Below are 18,575 nucleotides of genomic sequence, written 5' to 3'. Positions count from 1 at the left end.
GTCGCTCCGCGCCAGGGCGTGCCGCGGTTCGGTCCCGCCGCCGGAGGGGCCGCGGCTCAGCCCCAGGCCAGCCTCTGTTCCAGCAGCCGCTGCTGGGCCGGGTTCGCGGTCAGCTCCAGCGCCCGTTCGTCACAGGCGCGTGCCCGTCCGGCGTGGCCGAGCCGGCGCAGCAGTTCGGCGCGGGTGGCGTGCAGCAGCGGGTAGCGGGCCAGCACCTGCCGCAGCTCGTCGAGTTCGGCCAGCGCCGCCTGCGGTCCTCGGGCGTAGCCCAGGGCGACGGCACGGTGCAGCCGGGTGACGGGCGAGGGCGCCAGACGCAGCAGCATGTCGTAGAGCACGAGGATCTGCGCCCAGTCCGTCTCCTCGAACGAGGTCGCCTCCGCGTGGCAGGCCGCGATCGCCGCCTGCACCTGGTACGGCCCCGGCCTGTGATGCGCGCGGGCGGTGCGCACCAGCAGCGCGGTCGCCGCCTCGATCGCCGCCCGGTCCCACAGCGCGCGGTCCTGGTCGGCCAGCAGCACCAGGTGGCCGCGGGCGTCGAAACGGGCCGGGCCGCGCGCCCGGTGCAACCGGATCAGCGCCAGCAGCCCGGCCACCTCCGGCTCGCCGGGCACCAGGCCCGCCAGCAGCGCGGCCAGCCACTCGGCGTCGTCGACCAGACCGGCGGCCTGGGCGTGCTCGGCGGTGCTGGACAGGTAGCCCTCGTTGAACAGCAGGTAGATGACCGCCAGCACGGCCTGCAGCCGCTCGGCCATCTCGTCTCCGACCGGGACGCGATACGGGATCCCCGCTTCGGTGATCTTCTTCTTGGCGCGGGTGATGCGCTGCGCCACCGTGGCCTCCGGCACGACGAACGCCGCGGCGATCTGCGCCGTCGACAACCCGCACACCACCCGCAGGGTCAGCGCGATCCGCGCCGCCCGCCCCAGCGCGGGATGACAGCAGGTGAAGATCAGCCGCAACCGGTCGTCAGCCGGGGCGGGCTCCGGCCGGCGCAGCTGAGCCAGCTTGGCCCGGTAGGTCGTCTCACGGCGCAGCACGTCCAGGCCGCGCCGCCGGGCCACGGTGAACAGCCAGGCATCCGGCCGGTCGGGGACGCCCTCGACCGGCCAGCGCCGCAGCGCCGTCTCGATCGCGTCCTGCACCAGGTCCTCGGCCGCCGAGAAGTCGCCCAGCAACGAGATCAGACCGGCGGCCAGCCGGCCCGCGTGCTCACGCACCACGCGGGCCAGCACCTCGTCACTGCCGGCGCCCCCATGGACACGACCGCCGGTGGGCCCGGCCATCCTCTCGGTCATGAGACCGGGCGGATCTCCACGACCGGGCACGCCGGCCACGAGCGGGCCAGCTTCAGCGCCTCGTCCAGATCGGCCACCTCCACTTCGGCGAACCCGCTGACCACCTCCTTGCCCTCCACGAACGGCCCGTCGGTGACGACCGGTTCACCGGCGTCCAGCCTCACCGTGGTCGCGGTGTGCACCGGCGCCAGATGCGTATGGTGAGTGATCTTGTCTCCGTGCTCGGCGAACCATCGGCCCACCGCCTCGTAGGCGGCCCGCCGTTCCAGCTCGCCCATCGCCTCCAGCTCCTTGGCGAACTGCTCGGTCTCCACGAACATCAGCACGTACTTCACGTCTTCGCCTCTCGCGTCGTCTGTCGCTGTTGTACCCGGCGCGGTTCTCAGCCGATCGGCAGGACCGCGTACAGGTCGACGCCGCCTTCGCCGGGGTCGGCCACGGTCGTGTACCGCATACCCCCCAGCGCGCCGAACGACCTGAAAGCCCGGCCGGGCCCTTCACCGGTAAGACGATCGGGACGGGTCTCGATACGACACCCACGGTGCCGCGTTTCGAGCGAGCCGTCCGCCGGTTCCCCGAGCCGGGTCAGGCGGGGGTGCGGCAGGTGGGGTGGCACAGCCGCCTGGCGAGGGCGGACAGGAAGACGTCGATGATCTCTTCAGGGCCCTGAGCGACGTGCAGGGAGCCGTTGGTGACGGAGGTGACCTGGGTGAGGGCCGCGCGGTCGAGGTCGGTGCCGAAGGCGAGGACGACGACCTGGACCGGCGCCTCGGGGTCCCACTCCTCGCGCAGCGCCCGCACCAGGCCGGTGCCCGAGACACCCTTGCCGTCGTCCTTTCCCGCCGTGATGACGACGAGGGTGTTGTTCATGTCCTCGTCGTAGACCTCGGTCATCTCCCGGAACCCGGCGAGGATCGAGTCGTACAGGGCGCTGGGCTGCTTGGAGGAGGCGCGCAGGGTGCGGGTCAGCTCCTCCAGGCGGCCGCGCCGGACGACCTGCCCGCCGTCGGGCTCGACGACCGGGCCGATGCGCACCCGCTCGCGCTGGTCCCTGCCCTTGGCCGAGGAGAAGTCCCACAGGCCCATGTGGGTCGAGTCCGGGAAGAGCTGCAGGCCGAGCCTGGCGGCCTCCAGGGCGACGGTCAGCCTGGTCTTCCCCTTCTGCCCCCTGATCGGCTCCGCCATGTGCCTGCCGGTGTCGGTCATGACCAGGATGTTGGTCGGCGGGGCGAGCCTGCTCCACGCCTCCAGCGCCTCGTCGATCATGGCGGGCAGGATGGTCGGGCGGGTGCGGGGTGCCTCGGTGGGGATCTCGGGACCGGGTGAGTACGGGCCCAGGGAGCCGTCGGCCGAGCGGAAGCCCGCCCTGCGGGCCCCCTCCTGGGTCTCCGCGGAGCGCAGCCACGCGGCGAAGGCCCGCGACCCGCTCGCCTTCGCCTCGTCGGAGGAGGTGACCACGTACGGGTAGTCGAGGTTGATCGTCCCCTCGCGGGGGTGCAGGGCGACCACCGGGTCGTCGGAGGGCAGGCGGTTGTGCGCCCACACCGCGGACTCCGGCACGATCACCACCGGCCGCTTCCAGAAGGAGCGGTCGTCGACGGTGGCGAGCATGCTCCGGTAGTCGGGCGCCGACCCCGCCTGCGCCCAGCGGACGAACGCGGTGAGCGCCCGGTCGGCCTCGGGGCCGCTGCCGACCACGTCCCTGGCCGCGGCCACGGTGGCGATCCCGGCCCCGGCGAGCGACGGGTCGGGGACGCGGACCACGTCGGGCTCGTTCTCGTTCGGCCGGATCCGGCCGCGGGTGGTCGAGGGGAAGACCATCCGCCAGTTCATGTCGGTCCTGCCCAGGGCGAAGCGCCGGGCGAGGGACTTGCGGGTGGCGAAGACCAGGGGCGAGGTCGCCACGACGGTCTCGGTTCCGGCCAGGTTCGCGGCGCCCTGCTTGCGGGCGAGGCGGATCCAGGCCGAGGAGTCGGAGATCCAGCCGTCGGGGCGGCGGCTGAGCACCCCGGCGGTGCCGCCGAGCAGGGTCCGCAGCACGGTGGCGGGCGGCTGCTCGGTCACCTGCACCAGCACGCACCGGCCGTCGACGCCCGTCCGGCTCCGGTTGAACCGCCCCGCCGCCTCCATGACAGCCGGGGCGATGTCGATGGCGGCGGCGACGCCGACCAGCACCGGGTCGCGGGCCGAGCACGAGTTCCCCACCCTGCCGGACACCAGGGCGGCACCGCCCACCAGGGCGACCGCGATCGCGACCGCCGCCAGTGACAGGCGCAGGCGAGCCTGACGCCGGCGCCGCTCGATGCCGGCGGCCACGCGGTGTCGACCGGAGGAGGACAAACCCGTACCTCTCCCTACATATGCCTACAAGGGAATGATGATTGTGCCCACGAACCTCTCACGAAAGACGGACAGATGTAGAACTCGTTATAATTTCGCCGACGGCTCCAGGGGGAGCAGCGGGAGGGCGTTGGGGCGAGCATCCGGGCGGACGCTGCGGCAGACGCCGTCGCTCGCCCTGGCCGCGGCCACCCGTCCGGCGTCCGGCACGCCGTAGGAGGTGGTCCGCTGCCGGACCGGCCTCCCGGTCGGGGCGACCATGGCCTCGATCTCGCTGATCGTCTTGAACGAACCGTTCTCCGACCCGGCCATCCTGCTGATCGTCTCCTCCATCAGCGTGCCGCCGAGGTCGTTGACCCCGCCCAGCAGCACCTCGCGGCAGAGCCCGTCCTGGAGCTTCACCCACGAGCACTGGATGTTGGCGATCGCGCCGTGCAGCAGGACGCGGGCCAGCGCGTGCACGGCCCGGTTCTCCCGCGCCGTCGGCCCGGGGCGGGCGATCCCCGCCAGGTAGATGGGCGCGCTGTGGTGGACGAACGGCAGCAGCACGAACTCGGAGAACCCGCCGGTCTCCTCCTGGATGCGGCGGATCAGCCGGATGTGCTGCACCCAGTGCGCGTGGTTGTCGACGTGGCCGTACATCATCGTGGAGGTCGTCGGGATGCCGACCCGGTGCGCGGTGGAGATCACCTCGACCCACTCCCTGGTGGGAAGCTTGCCCTTGGTCAGCACCCAGCGGACGTCGTCGTCGAGGATCTCGGCCGCGGTGCCCGGGAGCGAGTCGACGCCCGCCTCCCGCGCGGCGACCAGCCAGTCCTCGATGGACAGGTTGGTGCGGCTGGCGCCGTTGATCACCTCCATCGGCGAGAACGCGTGGACGTGCATCTCCGGCACCCTGGCCTTGACCGCCCTGGCGATGTCGAAGTACGCGGTGCCGGGCATGTCGGGGTGGATGCCGCCCTGCATGCACACCTCGGTCGCCCCGGCCTGCCACCCCTCCCAGGCGCGGTCGGCGACCTGCTCCAGCGAGAGGGTGTAGGCGTCGGCGTCGGTACGGCGCTGCGCGAAGGCGCAGAAGCGGCAGCCGGTGTAGCAGACGTTGGTGAAGTTGATGTTCCGGTTCACCACGTAGGTGACGTCGTCGCCGGCCGCCTCCCGGCGCAGGCCGTCGGCGATCCGGCAGAGCTCGTCCAGCGCCGCGTCGTCGGCGCCCACCCCGTTCTGGTCGCCGGCGAGGTCCAGCAGGACGAGCGCCTGGGCGTCGCTCAGCCCCGCCGGGTCGCTCTCTGCCTGCCTCAGCGCCTCCCGCACGTCACCCCGCACGATCGAGGAGGCGGCGGGCAGACGCTCCCGCAGCGCCTCCCAGTCGCCGTACACATTGTCGAAGTCGTCGCGGCGGTCGGCGCTGCGGCCCTCGGTGTCGACGGCCGTGTGCAGGTCGACGCGGCCCACGGAGACGAAACCGCCGTCCGGCTCCTGCCAGGGGCGGCCGGTCGGGACCGCGTCCTCGCGGGCGAGCCCGGTCTCCGGGTCCGCCAGGGCGGCCACGTGCGCGTTGAGCCTCGGGTCGAGCCAGGGCTCCCCCGCCAGCACGAACTCGGGGTAGATGGTGAGCCGCTCGCGCAGCGCGAACCCGGCGGCGGCCGTACGGGCGGCGAGGTCGTCGATCTGCGGCCAGGGACGCTCGGGGTTGACGTGGTCGGGCGTGAGCGGCGAGACGCCGCCCCAGTCGTCGATGCCCGCCCTGATCATCAGCTCGTACTCGGAGTCGACCAGGTTCGGCGGGGCCTGCACCCTCATCTTCGGCCCCAGCACCAGCCGGGTCACCGCGATGGTCGCGGCCAGCTCCTGCAGGTCGGCGTCCGGCATGCCGCGCATCGCGGTGTCGGGCTTGGCGCGGAAGTTCTGGACGATGATCTCCTGGATGCCGCCGTACTCGCGCGCCACCCTGCGCAGCGCGAACAGCGACTCGGCGCGGTCCTCAACCGTCTCCCCGATGCCGATGAGGATGCCGCTGGTGAACGGCACGTTCGTCCGCCCGGCGTCCTCCAGCACGCGCAGCCGCACCGCGGGGTCCTTGTCGGGCGAGCCGTAGTGGGCCTGCCCCTTCTCCTCGAACAACCGCCGCGAGGTCGTCTCCAGCATCATGCCCATGGAGGGCGCGACCGGCTTGAGCCGCTGCAGGTCCTGCCAGGTCATCACGCCCGGGTTCAGGTGCGGCAGCAGCCCGGTCTCCTCCAGCACCCGTACGGCCATCGCGCGGACGTAGGACAGCGTGTCGTCGTAGCCGTGCGCGTCCAGCCACTCGCGGGCCTGGTGCCAGCGGTCCTCCGGCCGGTCGCCCAGGGTGAACAGCGCCTCCTTGCACCCCATCGCCGCGCCCTGCCCGGCGATCTCCAGCACCTCGTCGGGGCTCAGGAACAGGCTTTCCAGCTTGTGCGGCGCGGTGGCGAACGTGCAGTATCCGCAGCGGTCGCGGCAGAGCCGTGTCAGGGGGATGAAGACCTTGCGGCTGTAGGTGATGATCCCTTGCCGCCCGACCGCCTCCAGGCCCGCGTCCCGCACCCTCCCGGCGTGGTCGAGGAGGGTCTCCAGATGTTCGTCCCGTGCGTGCAGCAGGACGGTGGCTTCGGCGGTATCGAGAGCTTTGCCGTCGCGGGCCCTGGCCAGAGCCCGGCGCATCGCGTTGTCGGTGGGGTTAGCGCTCATGACGGCACAGTACGGCGCGACACGAACATGTGGGGCGGCGGGTGCCCCCTCGCGGGCCCGGGACCCGCCCCGGGGGGCGAGCGCCGGGCCGGGGACCCGATACTTCAGATCTTCTAAAGCATGCGGTCAAGTAAGTCTCGATAGACGTAAATACTTGCAGACGCATAAATTAGAGATGTCACCAGGAACCCCGCATTCGCGGGAAATCCACCCGGAGCCTCCGAGGAGACCCCCTCGGACCCCACCCGGCAGGAGCCGAAAATGATCGCGTTTCTCATCGTCCTCGTCGCCGTCGCCGTCCTCGCCCCGCTGATCGGCGCCGACACGCGCGACAGCCTCGACTGGCATCGCGACGAACCCTCCCCCGACGAGGGAGCGCTCAGAACGACCGGTAGTCGCGCACGGGCATTCTCGGCCCGCGAGCGGGTGGCCGCACACCGCCCAGCCCCAGCAGCCGGCTGACCCGGTGCCGGTGCCCCCGGTAGGGAGCGAGCAGCCGCAGCATCCGCGCGTCGTCCACCCGCTCGCCGCTGAGCGACCAGCCGACCAGCGACGGCAGGTGGAAGTCGCCCACCGAGACGGCGTCAGCGTCGCCGTGCGAGCGCTGGCGCACCTCGGCGGACGTCCACACCCCGATCCCGGGCAGCGCCCTTAACAGCCGATCCGCGTCGGCGCTGCCCTCGATCGCCTCCAGCTTCCCCGCGTGCCGGGCGGCGTTCGCGATCGTACGGGCCCGCACCGCCTCCGCCCCCGCGCGGTGCCAGTCCCACGAGGGGATCGACCGCCACACCTCGGGCTCGGGGAAGACCCTCATCCCCTCGGGCGCGGGACCCGGCGCGGGCTCGCCGTAGCGGCCCAGCAGCCACCGCCACGCCCGCCACGCCTCGGTGGAGACCACCTTCTGCTCCAGCACGGCCGGGACCAGCGCCTCGAACACCCGCGACGTCCTGCCGATCCTGAGCCCCGGATAGCGCCTCGCCGCGTTCCGCAGCGCCCTCGGCCAATCGTGGCCGGGAACGAACCCCGACACGTCGTCGCCGGCGCCGAGCAGCGCGGGAAGCGTCTCCAGCATCCACTCCGCCCCGGGCCCCCACGCGGCGGCCGCCACCCGGCCACCCGCCCCGCCACCGACCCCGCCATCGACCCCGCCATCGAGCAGGGCCACGCGCAGCGTCCCCGGCCCGTCGGGGGTGCGCGAGGTCCGCCAGAAGACCCCGCCGGGCGCCGTCCTCAGGGTGGGGTCGCCGGTCCCGCGCCGGTGCGGGTCGAGGGCCAGCGCCAGGTCGACCGGCCACGGCGCGCACCACTCACGTTCCCTCACGAAGGTGCCCGCGCCGCGAACGGTCAGATGTCGCTGGAGAAGCGGATCGCGAACTCGGGGAGCACGACGCCCGGCCAGACCCGGCTGCCCGCGATCAACTCGTTCCCCGAACCGACCACGGCGCCGTCGCCGAGGACCACGTCCCTCAGGACCGCTCCAGAGTGGACCCGCGCGCCGATGCCGACCACCGAGTCGACCACGACCGCGCCCGAGTGCACGACGCAGTCGTCCCCGAGCACGCTGCCGCTGATCTGCGCCTCCGACTCCACGACCGCGCGGGCGCCGATCAGGGAACCGCCGGAGACCTTGGCCGCGGGCGAGATCATGGCACCGGACAGGGCGAGGAAGTCGCCGGTGGGCCCCGGCAGGGCCGGCGAGGCGAGACGGCCGAGCACCAGGTCGCGGGAGCCCTTCACGAAGGCGGCGGGCGTGCCCACGTCGAGCCAGTAGGAGGCGTCGGCGTAGCCGAGCACCAGGGCGCCGTCCTCGATCAGGCCGGGGAAGGTCTCGCGCTCGACCGAGACGACCTCGCCCGCCGGGATCGTGTCGATCACCGAGCGGGTGAAGACGTAACACCCGGCGTTGATCCGGTTGGTGACCGGGTTGGGGGTCTTCTCCAGGAAGGCGGTCACCCGCCCGTCCTCGTCGGTCGGCACGCACCCGAAGCGCGAGGGATCCTCCACCTCGGTCAGGTGCAGGGTGACGGCGGCCTTCCTGGCGACGTGCGTCGCGACCTGCTCGCCGATGTCGTGGCCGGACAGGATGTCACCGTTGAGCACCAGCACCGGGGCGTCGGGACCGCAGGTCAGCGCCTCGGCCGCGTTGCGGATGGCGCCGCCGGTGCCGAGCGGGACCTCCTCCGTCATGTATTCGAGCGAGAGGCCGAACGCCTCGCCGTCCCCGAAGGCCTCGGAGAACATCTCCGCCCGGTAGGAGGTGGCGAACACGATGCGCCGCACGCCGAAGGCCCTCGCCCTGGCGAGCTGGTGCGCCAGGAAGGGAACCCCGGCCGTGGGCAGCAGGGGTTTCGGGGTGCCGAGCGTCATCGGACGCAGGCGCGTCCCTCGTCCACCGACAAGGAGGATCGCCTCTAGATCGGGCAAGGGGGTCTCCATCATTCCGCGAGGTTAGCTCACTACTCGGCCGCGCGCTGGTAGGAGAGCAGGTGCGCCTCGGCCGAGGCGTCCCAGGTGAACTCCTTGGCGCGGGCGATCCCGGCCAGGGACAGCGCCTCCCTGCGCTCGGGCGACGAGAGCAGCGTGCGCAGCGCCTCGGCGATGCTCTCGGCGTCGGGCTCGGTGTAGGCGACCGCGTCGCCGCCCACCTCGGGCAGCGAGGTGCGGTGGGTGGTGAGCACCGGCGCGCCGCAGGCCATGGCCTCCAGCACCGGCAGCCCGAAACCCTCGCCCCGCGACGGGAAGGCCGCGACCACCGCCCCGCCGAGGAAGCCGCACAGGTCGGCGAACGACAGGAAACCGGGACGGAGCACCCGCACGGTCGAGGGGACCTCCTCCACCGCGGCGTCCACCTCGACGTCGCGGATGCCTCCGGCGAGCACCAGGGCGGGCGGCTCGGGGATGTTCTCGACGGCGCGGACGAAGCCGCGGATCAGGTTTGGCACGTTCTTACGCGGCTCCAGCGGGCCCAGGAAGGCCACGTACGGGGTGCCGTGCAGGCCGAGCCGGTCGGAGGCGTGCGTGATCTCGCGCTCGGACGGCGGGTGGAACAGCGCCGGGTCGACACCGTGGTAGGCGACGTCGATGCGGGTCGGGTCGGCCGAGAGGATCCTGATCAGCTCGTCCCTGGTCGCCTTGGAGGGCACGATCACCCGGGTGGCGTGCCGGACCGCGGTGCGGGTCGCGGCGCGGAAGAACGCCGCCTTGACCGCGTCGTGCTGCAGCGGCTCGGTGAAGCAGGTGAGGTCGTGAACGGTCGCCACGGTCGGCAGGCCCGAGCTCAGCGGGATCGAGTAGTAAGGGGCGTGGATGACCTGGGCGCCGACCTGCCGGGCGAGGAACGGCAGACCCGTCTGCTCCCACGTCAGGCGCGCCGCCCGGTTGGTGATCCCGTGCGGCCCCGGCACGATCCGCGCGGAAGGCGCCAGGCCGGCGTATCTGGCGGCGTCGGCGCGCTGGCAGACGACCGCGAGGTCGGCGCCCGCCCTGTCCAGTGCGGCGACGAGTCCATCGACATACCTGATCAGCGCACCGCGATCGGCCGGAACCGCGGCCGCGTCCACGAGCACTCTCGGCGGCAAGAAGGATCGCTCCCCTCATGATCCACGGCGGGACGACCGTCCCCTTCTTCTGTTTACTCTATTGCCAGACTCTCCGGAACCGTGGGGGAAATCACACTGCTTTTCCCGAAGCGTGGTCCTTCCGGGACCCCTCGGCGCGGCGCGCGACCAGCCCCGCGAGACCCGCGCAGAGGAGATCGCCGAGAATGATCACAATCCGGGAGCAGAGCGCCGCCGCGATGGCCGATCCCTGGTCCAGAACCGGCGCCAGGACGGCCACCATCGCCACCTCGCGCACCCCCGCTCCCGCCGGGACGACGAACGTCATGATCCCCAGGCACCACGACAGCGCGAACGCGCCGACCGAGAACAGCACCGCGGGAAAGCCGGAGGATCCGAGGTCGTGGACGATCGCCGCCAGGTGCAGCCCGTACGCGATCCAGCCGAGCAGCGCCCAGCCCAGCGCGGTGAGCATGCCCTTGCGGGTGAGCGGGCGCTCCAGTGGCTCGCGCCTGAGCTTCCGCAGCCCGAACCCGAGGACGGCGTTGACCACCCTCGGCTCGAAGGCCACCGCGAGCACCGGGATCAGCAGGAACACCCACGCGTACGGCGCCACCGACCCCGGCAGCGCCGCCAGCAGGGTCACCCCCGAGACCACCAGCCCGCTGCCGAGCTGCACCGGCAGCGTCAGGAAGAACGCCGCCGCGCTCCGCGACCGGGGCACGCCCAGCTCCCGGCCCATCTCCATCTGGGCGATCACCGGCCACAGCGAGCCCGGGATGTACTTGCCCAGCTGGCCCACGAAGAAGACCTTCGCCCCGTCGCGCAGGGGCAGCGGCGAGCCCAGGTCGGCCAGCAACGCCCGCCACGTCATCATCCCGCCGCACAGCGCGGCGAGCACCGCGACCAGCGACAGCACGAGCGACGTCCACGACAGTCGGGCGAACCCCGCGCGGATCTCCTCCCACTGACCCGCCACCACCCACGCGCCGAACCCGAGCGCGACGAGCAGGAAGGCGACACGGACCACCCGCCTCAGGGTGGACCTGCCGGATCCGGTGCCCGCGCTCACCGAGGACCCGCCGCAGTCGCGGCCGGGACCGTACCGGCTCCGGCGATCACGGCGCGACGACCGAGGAAGGGCTCGCCGCAAGCCCGTGGAGAGCTCACAGGGGACGTACCGGCTCTGGCGGCCGGGGCAGGGAGGGGCCGGCCGGGCGGCGGTCGCCCTTGGTCGCCACCCACAGGTAGGTGGGCACCACCGGCAGCAGGGCCCGCAGCACCGGGCGGGGCAGCCTCGACAGCACCCCGCCGGCCACCCGTCCCACCAGGCCGGGGAAGAGCTCGTTCCCGGCGAACGCGGCGGGGGTGGCGAGCACGGGGAAGGTGTAGTCCCACACCCGCAGGCCGCGCACCATCCTCCGCAGGCCCCTGCGGGTCCGGTAGCGCTCGTAGTAGCTGTCGGCCCGGCCGGAGAGCCGCACGTAGCGGTCGGCGAGCGCGGGCGGCAGGTAGGACAGGAACGGCAGCTTGTAGTGCGGCTCCATCACCCCGAGCCGGTTGCCCAGCCCCAGGTAGAGGACGCCGTCGTCGGAGAGCACCCGGCGCATCTCGGCCATGATCGCGTCCGGGTCGACCACGTGCTCGTAGATGTGGTTGAAGACCAGCACGTCGACCGAGCCGTCGGGGAAGGGCAGCGCGGTGCCGTCGGCGCACACGAACTCGACCCGCTCGCCGAACCTCTGGGACGCCTTGCGCAGGCCCGGCACGTCGATGTCGACGCCGAAGGTGCGGCTCGCGCCCGCCGCGGCCAGCTCGTCGGCGATGAAGCCCGCCGAGCAGCCGATGTCGGCGACCGTCAGACCGGCGAGGACGTCCTTGTCCCTGCCGAGGAAGTGCCCGAGCACCGCGACGATCTTCGCGGCCTTCCTGCGGCGCTTCTCCTCGTCCAGCATCGCCGCCTGGAACTCGGAGTACTCAAGCTGCGCGACCCGCTCGGCGCTCATCACTCGCTCACCGTTCCTCTTCCTCCGTCGCCCAGCCTCCGCATGACGCGGTCTGCCACCACTCCGCCACGCCGCCCAAGAGTACCGGTGACCGGTGACCCTACCGCCGGGTAAGGAGGCCGTCGTACCCTGGGCGGATGCTCAGCCGACTGCGGTCAAGCCGCCTCCTGCGGGTGCTGCTCGCGCTGGTCGCGGTGGGTTTCCTCGGCTACGGCCTGGTCAGGAACCGCGACGAGACGGCGGCCGCGATCTCGCAGCTGTCGTGGTGGTCGCTCGTCGGCTCCTACCTGTCGGTGATGGCCGGGATCGGCGTCATGGTGCTGGCCTGGCGGGCGGTGCTGGCCGGGATGGGCTCGCCGCTCCCCCTCGGGAGCACCGCGAGGGTGTTCTTCGTCGGCCAGCTCGGCAAGTACGTGCCGGGCAGCGTCTGGGCGTACGCCGCGATGATCGAGCTCGGCCGCGACCACGACGTCCCGCCCCGGCGCATGTTCGGCTCCGTCTCCCTCGCCCTGCTGATCTCCCTGGGCTGCGCCCTGCTCGTCGCCGCGGTGACCCTGCGCGAGACCCTGATCCAGACGACCCAGGCCTGGTATCTGCTGGCGCTGATCCCCGTCATCGCCGTCTGCCTGCACCCGGCGGTGCTCACCTTCGGGCTCAACCTGGCCCTGCGGATCGCCCGCCAGGAGCCCCTCGGCCAGGGCCGGCTGCTCAGCGGCAGGGCCGTGCTCGTCGCGGTCGCCCTCACGGTCACCGGCTGGCTGGTGTACGGCCCCCACCTGCTGCTCCCGATGGCCGACCTGGGCGCCTCGGGCGCCTCCCTCTATCCGGTGGCGGTCGGCGCCTACGCGCTGGCCTGGGCGACGGGCATCGTCACGGTGATCGTCCCCGCCGGGATCGGCGTCCGCGAGGGGGCGCTGGTGCTCGCCCTGGCGCCGGTGCTCGACTCCCCCAGGGCGCTGGTGGCGGCGGTGGTGTCGCGGGTGATGTTCACCCTGGCCGACCTGAGCTGGGCCGGGATCGGCTTCCTGTGGGGACGCCTCTCCGGCCCCGCGGACCGTCAGCGCGAGGAGCCCGAGACCAGCGTCTCGACGTAGGAGGTCCAGTACGGCTCGGGGTCGACGGCCTTGACCCCGGCGCGCAGCCGCTCGGGCTCGCCCGGCCGGTAGAACGCGGCCAGCGCGGCGCGCAGCGCCTCCACCGAGCCCGGCTCGACCAGCAGCCCGTCCACCCCGTCGGTGACGTGGTCGCCGAGCGTGCCCGCCCGGCTGGCGACGACCGGCACCCCGTGCTCGTGGCCGAGCCACACCTGCTGGCTCGCCGTCCCGCTCCGGTAGGGCAGGACCAGCGCGTCCACGTCCGCGAACAGCCCCGGCACGTCGGCCGAGGCCACGTACCCCGGCCGCAGCTCCACCCGCCCGTCCAGCCCCAGCTCGGTGGCGAGCGCCCTGGTCGTCTCCTCCAGGCCGCCCCAGAACTCCCCGGCGACCCGCAGCGACACGCCCTCGGGCAACGCGCGCAGCAGCAGGTCCAGCCCCTTGTAGGGCCGGACGAGGCCGAAGAACAGCAGCCTGTGGTGCACGCCCTCTTCCGGTCCGCGGCGATCGGCCCCCGACGGGAGGTGCGGGGCCATCTCGGCGACCCGCACGGGCGTGGCGGCCAGGTCGCGGGCCTTGCCCGCCTGTCCCTCGGAGTGGACGAGCACCGCGTCCACCCGGCGCAGCAGCGCCTTCATCAGCGGCGTGTCGTACGGCTTGCGCTCGTGCGGCAGGACGTTGTGGCAGAGCGCCACGACCCGGGTCCGGCGGCGCAGGCCGTACAGGATGCCCAGGTACGGCGGGACCTGCACTGGGCTGAGGACGGCGAGGACGACCAGGTCGGCGCTCCGAAGCCGCCTGCCGGCGCGGACCCAGCCGTCCGGGCGGCGCCAGTCGAGGTCGCGCCGGACGTGCGGGAACGGCTCGCCGTCGGGTGTGTCGGCGGTCTGCTTCCCCGGATACAGGAAGGAGGGGTACTGCGCCCGCCACGACTCGATCACCACGTCGTGCCCGGCGGCCCGCAGCCGGTGGGCGAGCTCGGTGGTGTGCGCGGCCCCGCCGCCCTTGTAGGGGTACGTCGGCCCGACGAGGGCGATCCGCACTACTCGCTCCTGGAGCGCACGATGAGGTCGGCCAGCAGCGCCAGCGAGCCGATGAGCAGGCCGGACAGGAAGATCACGATGGTGTTGCTGGTCAGGTAGAAGCCGTAGCGGACGATGTCGACGACGCCCTTGACCATGCCGATGCCGACCAGCCAGAGCGCGGGCGGCATGAGGACCTTGAGCGGGTTGAAGTACATGACCATCCGCAGCACCTGCAGGATGTAGCGGTAGGCGTCGGAGACGAAGCTGAACTTGGACTTGCCCGCCCGCTTGCTGTAGCCGATCGGCAGGTAGTAGACGTCGTGCTGGTTCGACAGGAACGACAGCGTGATCGTCGTGACGCAGGAGAACCCGGGCGGCAGCAGCCTCAGGTAGGGCTTGGCGACCGACTTGCGGAACGCCCGCAGCCCGCTGTTGAGGTCGGGGATCTTCTGCCCGGCCAGCCGCTCGGCCACCTTGCGGATGAACCACTTGGCCGGGACCCGCAGGAGCTTGTGCGAGCCCTCCTCGCTGGTCCGCGCGCCCACGACCTGGTCGATCGTCGGGTCCTTCTCCAGGATCTGGATGAGCTCGGGGATGCGCTCGTTCGGGTACGTCATGTCGGCGTCGGTCCACACGACGATCTCGCCGTTCGCCTCCTGGGTGCCGATCCTGCGCACCGTGCCGGAGCCGCCGTTGCGGTGGAAGGCCCTGATCCGCATGTTCGGGAACCTGGGCGCGGCCTCCTGCAGCCTGGCCAGGGTCTCGTCGGTGGAGAAGTCGTCGACCGCCACGAGCTCGTAGGTGTATCCGCTGTGGTCCATCGCCTCGCAGATGCGCTCGACCTCGGCGATGACGTGGTCCTGCTCGTTGTAACACGGCAGGACGATGGTCACGTACGGCGTTGCGTCCACGGCTGATCCACTCTCGGGCTCTCGGGCATGCTCTCGACGGGCGAGGATACTCTGCCCGGGCGGGACCCGAGCGCACATCACCTTCTCGGGACGGCTTCCGCTAGCACTCTTGAGCTATCCCCAGCCGGGAACAATCCTCGTCCATGCGCCAGACCGATCTGACACCCGCCGTCCCCTCGACGGCGCCGACGACCTTCGGCGCCGTCCCCGGATCCGCGAGCTTGACGTAGTAGCTCTCGGGAAGGGGAGACTTGCTGGTCTTCTCCCCCCAGACGTACGCGAACACCCGGCGGGCGTGGGCGACGTCCTCGAAGTAGACGCTCTCGCTCTCCTCGAGGGCGAGCAGCCTGTCCCCGACGGCCTTCCTCTCCCCGGCCGTGGCCGGCCCCCGCCCCTTACAGGCGAAGACTGTCCCCTTGCGCCCGCACAACGAGACGACGACGTCTGCCTTGCCCTGCCAGAAGGACCCTCCGAAGGCGAAGACGTTGGAGACGCCCGGCGCCCTGTACATCGCGGCTTCGAACCGCGCGATGTCACGCCACCGGTGAAGCGTGCCCCTGAACGACTCCGGCATGTCCTCCTCCTCGATGGCGGAGAGCAGCGTCTCGTTGTCGGCGTTCTGCTCCGTGAAGTTCGCGTACGCCTCCTCCTGGGACTCGAACTCCACCTCCGCCACTTCCGGCATCGCCCGCAGCCTCGCCTCCAGCGCGCGCCTCTGGTTCGCCGTGATCGCCCGCTTGCGGCACCGCTTGAAGGGGTCCTGATCACGGCAGAGGAAGACGGTGAACGTGACGGTCTGCGGCCAGTCGTCCGGCGGCGGGGACACCTTCTTGTTACCGGGCTGTGGTCCACCGGGAGACGCGGCCCCCCAGGCGGCGTCCTGCAGGAGAGGTGAGCCGACGCTTCCCCCCGCCCCGAGCAGCACGGCGACCGCCACCACGACGGCCGTCAGGCCACGACGAACCTCGGCCCACGTCCGGGCTTGCCAACCGCGCCCCGCCCCCTCGGCGGACGGCTCCCCCGCTTCGAGGACGGCCGTGCCGGAAGGCGCGCGGCCGGAATTCCACGCTCCACTGTTCACAGCGTTCCTCTTGTTCGAACCGGGCGCCGGATCTGTCGCATTCACCATGTCGCCCACAGTGATGGCTGAATATTCAGGTCAACATCCTGAAAGACATGACCGCTTTTTGATCATCAGTGCTGAATATTCCGGGTAACGGTGTATATACGGTCACGGACCGTCACCATCATGGCCAAATCGCTTCGTACCCGCGATGATCACTCGCCGAATCCTTCAAGATCCTCGTCGGCGCGGGAGGCCCACGCGGGGTCTCCGCTGGCGGCACAGCCCACAGCGGGTATGACGAACCCGCGCTCCGGCTCTCCGGCGGGCGACTTCTCGGCTCCGACGCTCACGTGTCGATGTTCGCACGCGGGACGGTCATCCAGACGTCGGCGGCCAGGGACCAGGTGCCGTTGGGGGCGTCGACGAGGGAACGGTCGTCCTGGCGGGTGCGGAGGTTCATGATGTGGACGGGGGTGCCGTATCCGGAGAGCTGCCGGGACTCGGCGGCGAGCAGGACCGGGGTGCGTCCGGCGGCGCGGACGCGGGCGGCCAGGCGGGCGACGTCGGCGGATCTGGGGATGTCGGAGCGGTAGATGGTGAGCCGGGCGGCAGGGAGGCCGCAGACGCCCCGGACGACCTGGGTGAAGCGGGCGGCGGTGACACGCTCGACGACGAGCACCGAGGCGCGCGGCGGGAGGGCCGCGCACATGGTCTCGACCGCGGAGAGCTCGCCGCGGTCGACCGGGCTGAACGCCGTCCCCCCCGAGGTGATCACCGGGGGGACGAGGAGGAGGACCGCCCCGGCCGCGGCGAGGCCCCTGCGCGCGCCCTGGCCGTACCCCGACCTCCGCGCCCTGTCGCGCGTCCAGCGCAGGCCCCAGACGGCGAGCAGGATCAGGCCGGGGATGACGACGGGGACCAGCCGCCGGGCGGCCCACGGGTGGTCGGGGGTGATGCCCGGCCGGTAGAGCGTGGTGACCGTGGTCCAGCCGATGACGGCGAGCGGCAGCAGCCAGCCGGGGGCCGTCCCCCTGACGAGCCTACGCGTGAGCACGACCGCGGCGAGGGTGCCCAGGAGTGCCGCGGGAAGCCCGATGTACCAGATCACCCAGTGCGCCGAGTTCTCGTAGTAGAGCCGGGAGCCGTCGAGCGGCAGGCGGTTGATCCGCTGGACGCCCTTGATGAACTCCGCGGTCACCTGGTCGTCCGACGTGACGGGGTGCCGGACCACGGTCTCCAGCCACGGCCGGGCGGCGAAGGCCGCCGCGACCAGCGCGACCAGGCCGGCGGCGATCTCGGGCAGCCGCCGGACACCGGCCACCCGCCGCAGCGGGGCCGCGAGCCGCGGGGCGAGCGCCGTCGCCACCACGGTGAGGATCCCGACCGCGCCGCAGATGGCCAGCAGCGGGACGACCGAGTCCGACAGGTAGTCCAGGTACGGCCTGGACAGCAGGTAGGCGGCGGCCAGGCCCAATCCGGCCCCCGCCACCAGCCCGCCGAGCAGCGGCACGCCCAGCCGCCCCCCGTCGCGGTCCCCCACCCGGCTCAGGGCGATGAGCAGCCCGGCGTAGACGAGCACGGGGAGCACGTCGCGCAGCCCGTCGATCCTGACCAGGACGGCCAGCCCGAACACCAGCCCCGCCAGGGCGGCCCCCGCCCGCGCCGCCCCCTCACCGGAGGACATGGGCGGCGGGTGACCGGCACCGACGGCACGGGAACGGAGCCTGGCCTCGGCGTCGTACAGCAGGGCGAGGCCGCCGAAGAGCAGGACCAGGGAAGGGATCTCGCTGAAGGTCGTCCGCGAGGTGTAGAGGATCGGAAGGCAGACGGCGAAGGCCGGCGCGGCAAGGAGTGCCCAGCGAGCCCCGGCGAGCCGGGCGACGACCCCCGCGAGGACCAGCACGGCCGCCGCCCCCAGCACCGGCGGCACCAGCAGCAGCCCCGCGACATCGCCCAGCCAGGCGCCCACCGCGTGGAGCATCGGCGCCCCCGGCATGAACTGCGGCACGACCGCGCCGCCGGAGGCGTAGAAGCCCACGCTGTCGAAGTGGAGCGCCGGGTCGGTGCCGCCGAAGGCCCACTCCTGGGAGGGGATCGGCAGCGAGCCGTGCCGGGCCAGCCAGACGCCGTACTGCGCGTAGGTGGCGGGGTCGCGGCGGACGATCAACTGCTCGCCGTGCAGCAGGCCGTTGAAGATCCCGGAGGCCAGGGCGGCGGCGACCACCCCGGTGACCTGCCAGGCGGTCGCCTCGACCGTCTCCGGCAGGCGGCGCAGGCCGTACCGGCACAGCAGCGCGACGGCCGCCAGCCCCAGCGGGACCGCGACGAGCGGCCGGAACCAGCCGAGCAGCAGCAGCGGCAGCCCGGCCAGCAGCCAGCCCGCCAGGACGAGCACGGGCACGACGGAGACCACGGCGAGCACCCTGCCCGCCGAGGGCCTGCGCGTACGGTCCAGCCAGCCGGTGGTCATGATGCGAACCGAGCGTAGTGCCACTTCCGGCCCGCACCTGGCACGCCGAGCCCGGACCGGGGCCGGGTCCGGGCGAGGCCGGGTTCAGGCGGGGCCGGG

General features: G+C 72.5%; 15 protein-coding genes. 1 reads left to right on the top strand and 14 read right to left on the bottom strand.

The window, feature by feature from the left end:
- Nucleotides 1-56: 56 nt before the first annotated feature.
- From AB0F88_RS08760 to AB0F88_RS08720, 9 genes are all read right to left on the bottom strand, one after another.
- Nucleotides 57-1,298: a sigma-70 family RNA polymerase sigma factor gene (locus AB0F88_RS08760; protein ID WP_362679178.1), complete on the bottom strand. Its 1,242-nt coding sequence runs from the start codon at nucleotides 1,296-1,298 to the stop codon at nucleotides 57-59.
- Nucleotides 1,295-1,633 carry a YciI family protein gene (locus tag AB0F88_RS08755; protein WP_362679175.1) on the bottom strand — a complete coding sequence of 113 codons (339 nt, stop codon included), beginning with the start codon at nucleotides 1,631-1,633 and terminating at the stop codon, nucleotides 1,295-1,297. Before AB0F88_RS08755 ends, AB0F88_RS08760 begins: the two co-directional genes overlap by 4 nt.
- A gap of 250 nt (nucleotides 1,634-1,883) precedes the next feature.
- A complete protein-coding gene (locus AB0F88_RS08750; protein ID WP_362679172.1) occupies nucleotides 1,884-3,614 on the bottom strand; it encodes a substrate-binding and VWA domain-containing protein in 1,731 nt (576 codons plus the stop codon).
- A 111-nt stretch (nucleotides 3,615-3,725) separates the two neighbouring features.
- Entirely contained in the window at nucleotides 3,726-6,347 is a 2,622-nt protein-coding gene (locus AB0F88_RS08745; protein WP_362679169.1) for a bifunctional FO biosynthesis protein CofGH, read from the bottom strand.
- Nucleotides 6,348-6,726: 379 nt separating this feature from the next.
- Entirely contained in the window at nucleotides 6,727-7,668 is a 942-nt protein-coding gene (locus AB0F88_RS08740; protein ID WP_362679166.1) for a DNA-3-methyladenine glycosylase 2 family protein, read from the bottom strand.
- Between the two features lie 23 nt (nucleotides 7,669-7,691).
- Nucleotides 7,692-8,786: an NDP-sugar synthase gene (locus AB0F88_RS08735; RefSeq protein ID WP_362679163.1), complete on the bottom strand. Its 1,095-nt coding sequence runs from the start codon at nucleotides 8,784-8,786 to the stop codon at nucleotides 7,692-7,694.
- Between the two features lie 17 nt (nucleotides 8,787-8,803).
- Nucleotides 8,804-9,925 (bottom strand): glycosyltransferase family 1 protein, encoded by a 1,122-nt coding sequence (locus tag AB0F88_RS08730; protein ID WP_362679160.1) that lies wholly within the window; start codon nucleotides 9,923-9,925, stop codon nucleotides 8,804-8,806.
- 91 nt (nucleotides 9,926-10,016) lie between these two features.
- On the bottom strand, nucleotides 10,017-10,934 hold the full coding sequence (locus AB0F88_RS08725; RefSeq protein ID WP_362679157.1) for a lysylphosphatidylglycerol synthase transmembrane domain-containing protein: 918 nt from the start codon (nucleotides 10,932-10,934) through the stop codon (nucleotides 10,017-10,019).
- A gap of 136 nt (nucleotides 10,935-11,070) precedes the next feature.
- Entirely contained in the window at nucleotides 11,071-11,910 is an 840-nt protein-coding gene (locus AB0F88_RS08720; protein ID WP_362679154.1) for a class I SAM-dependent methyltransferase, read from the bottom strand.
- A gap of 137 nt (nucleotides 11,911-12,047) precedes the next feature.
- Between AB0F88_RS08720 and AB0F88_RS08715 the strand changes: the two genes are divergently transcribed.
- A complete protein-coding gene (locus AB0F88_RS08715) occupies nucleotides 12,048-13,004 on the top strand; it encodes a lysylphosphatidylglycerol synthase domain-containing protein (RefSeq protein ID WP_362679151.1) in 957 nt (318 codons plus the stop codon).
- Here AB0F88_RS08715 and AB0F88_RS08710 read toward each other — a convergent pair.
- From AB0F88_RS08710 to AB0F88_RS08690, 5 genes are all read right to left on the bottom strand, one after another.
- On the bottom strand, nucleotides 12,968-14,047 hold the full coding sequence (locus tag AB0F88_RS08710) for a glycosyltransferase family 4 protein (RefSeq protein WP_362679148.1): 1,080 nt from the start codon (nucleotides 14,045-14,047) through the stop codon (nucleotides 12,968-12,970). The two genes, AB0F88_RS08715 and AB0F88_RS08710, sit on opposite strands and share 37 nt — an antisense overlap.
- Complete coding sequence (locus AB0F88_RS08705) at nucleotides 14,047-14,940, bottom strand: glycosyltransferase family 2 protein (protein WP_362679145.1); 894 nt, start codon at nucleotides 14,938-14,940, stop codon at nucleotides 14,047-14,049. The genes AB0F88_RS08710 and AB0F88_RS08705 overlap by 1 nt, the downstream gene beginning before the upstream one ends.
- 100 nt (nucleotides 14,941-15,040) lie before the next feature.
- Nucleotides 15,041-16,021, bottom strand: a complete 981-nt coding sequence (locus AB0F88_RS08700; RefSeq protein ID WP_362679142.1) for a permease-like cell division protein FtsX — start codon at nucleotides 16,019-16,021, stop codon at nucleotides 15,041-15,043.
- A gap of 197 nt (nucleotides 16,022-16,218) precedes the next feature.
- Nucleotides 16,219-16,356 (bottom strand): hypothetical protein, encoded by a 138-nt coding sequence (locus AB0F88_RS08695; RefSeq protein ID WP_362679139.1) that lies wholly within the window; start codon nucleotides 16,354-16,356, stop codon nucleotides 16,219-16,221.
- The gene (locus AB0F88_RS08690; protein WP_362679136.1) at nucleotides 16,353-18,476 is read right to left on the bottom strand and encodes a hypothetical protein; all 2,124 of its coding nucleotides are present in this window, start codon (nucleotides 18,474-18,476) and stop codon (nucleotides 16,353-16,355) included. The genes AB0F88_RS08695 and AB0F88_RS08690 overlap by 4 nt, the downstream gene beginning before the upstream one ends.
- Nucleotides 18,477-18,575 lie beyond the last annotated feature (99 nt).

The sequence above is a fragment of the Streptosporangium sp. NPDC023963 genome (assembly GCF_040639135.1).
Lineage (GTDB): Bacteria > Actinomycetota > Actinomycetes > Streptosporangiales > Streptosporangiaceae > Streptosporangium.
The sequence above is the reverse complement of the archived record's forward strand: the minus strand, read 5'-3'. Positions and strand labels throughout refer to the sequence as shown.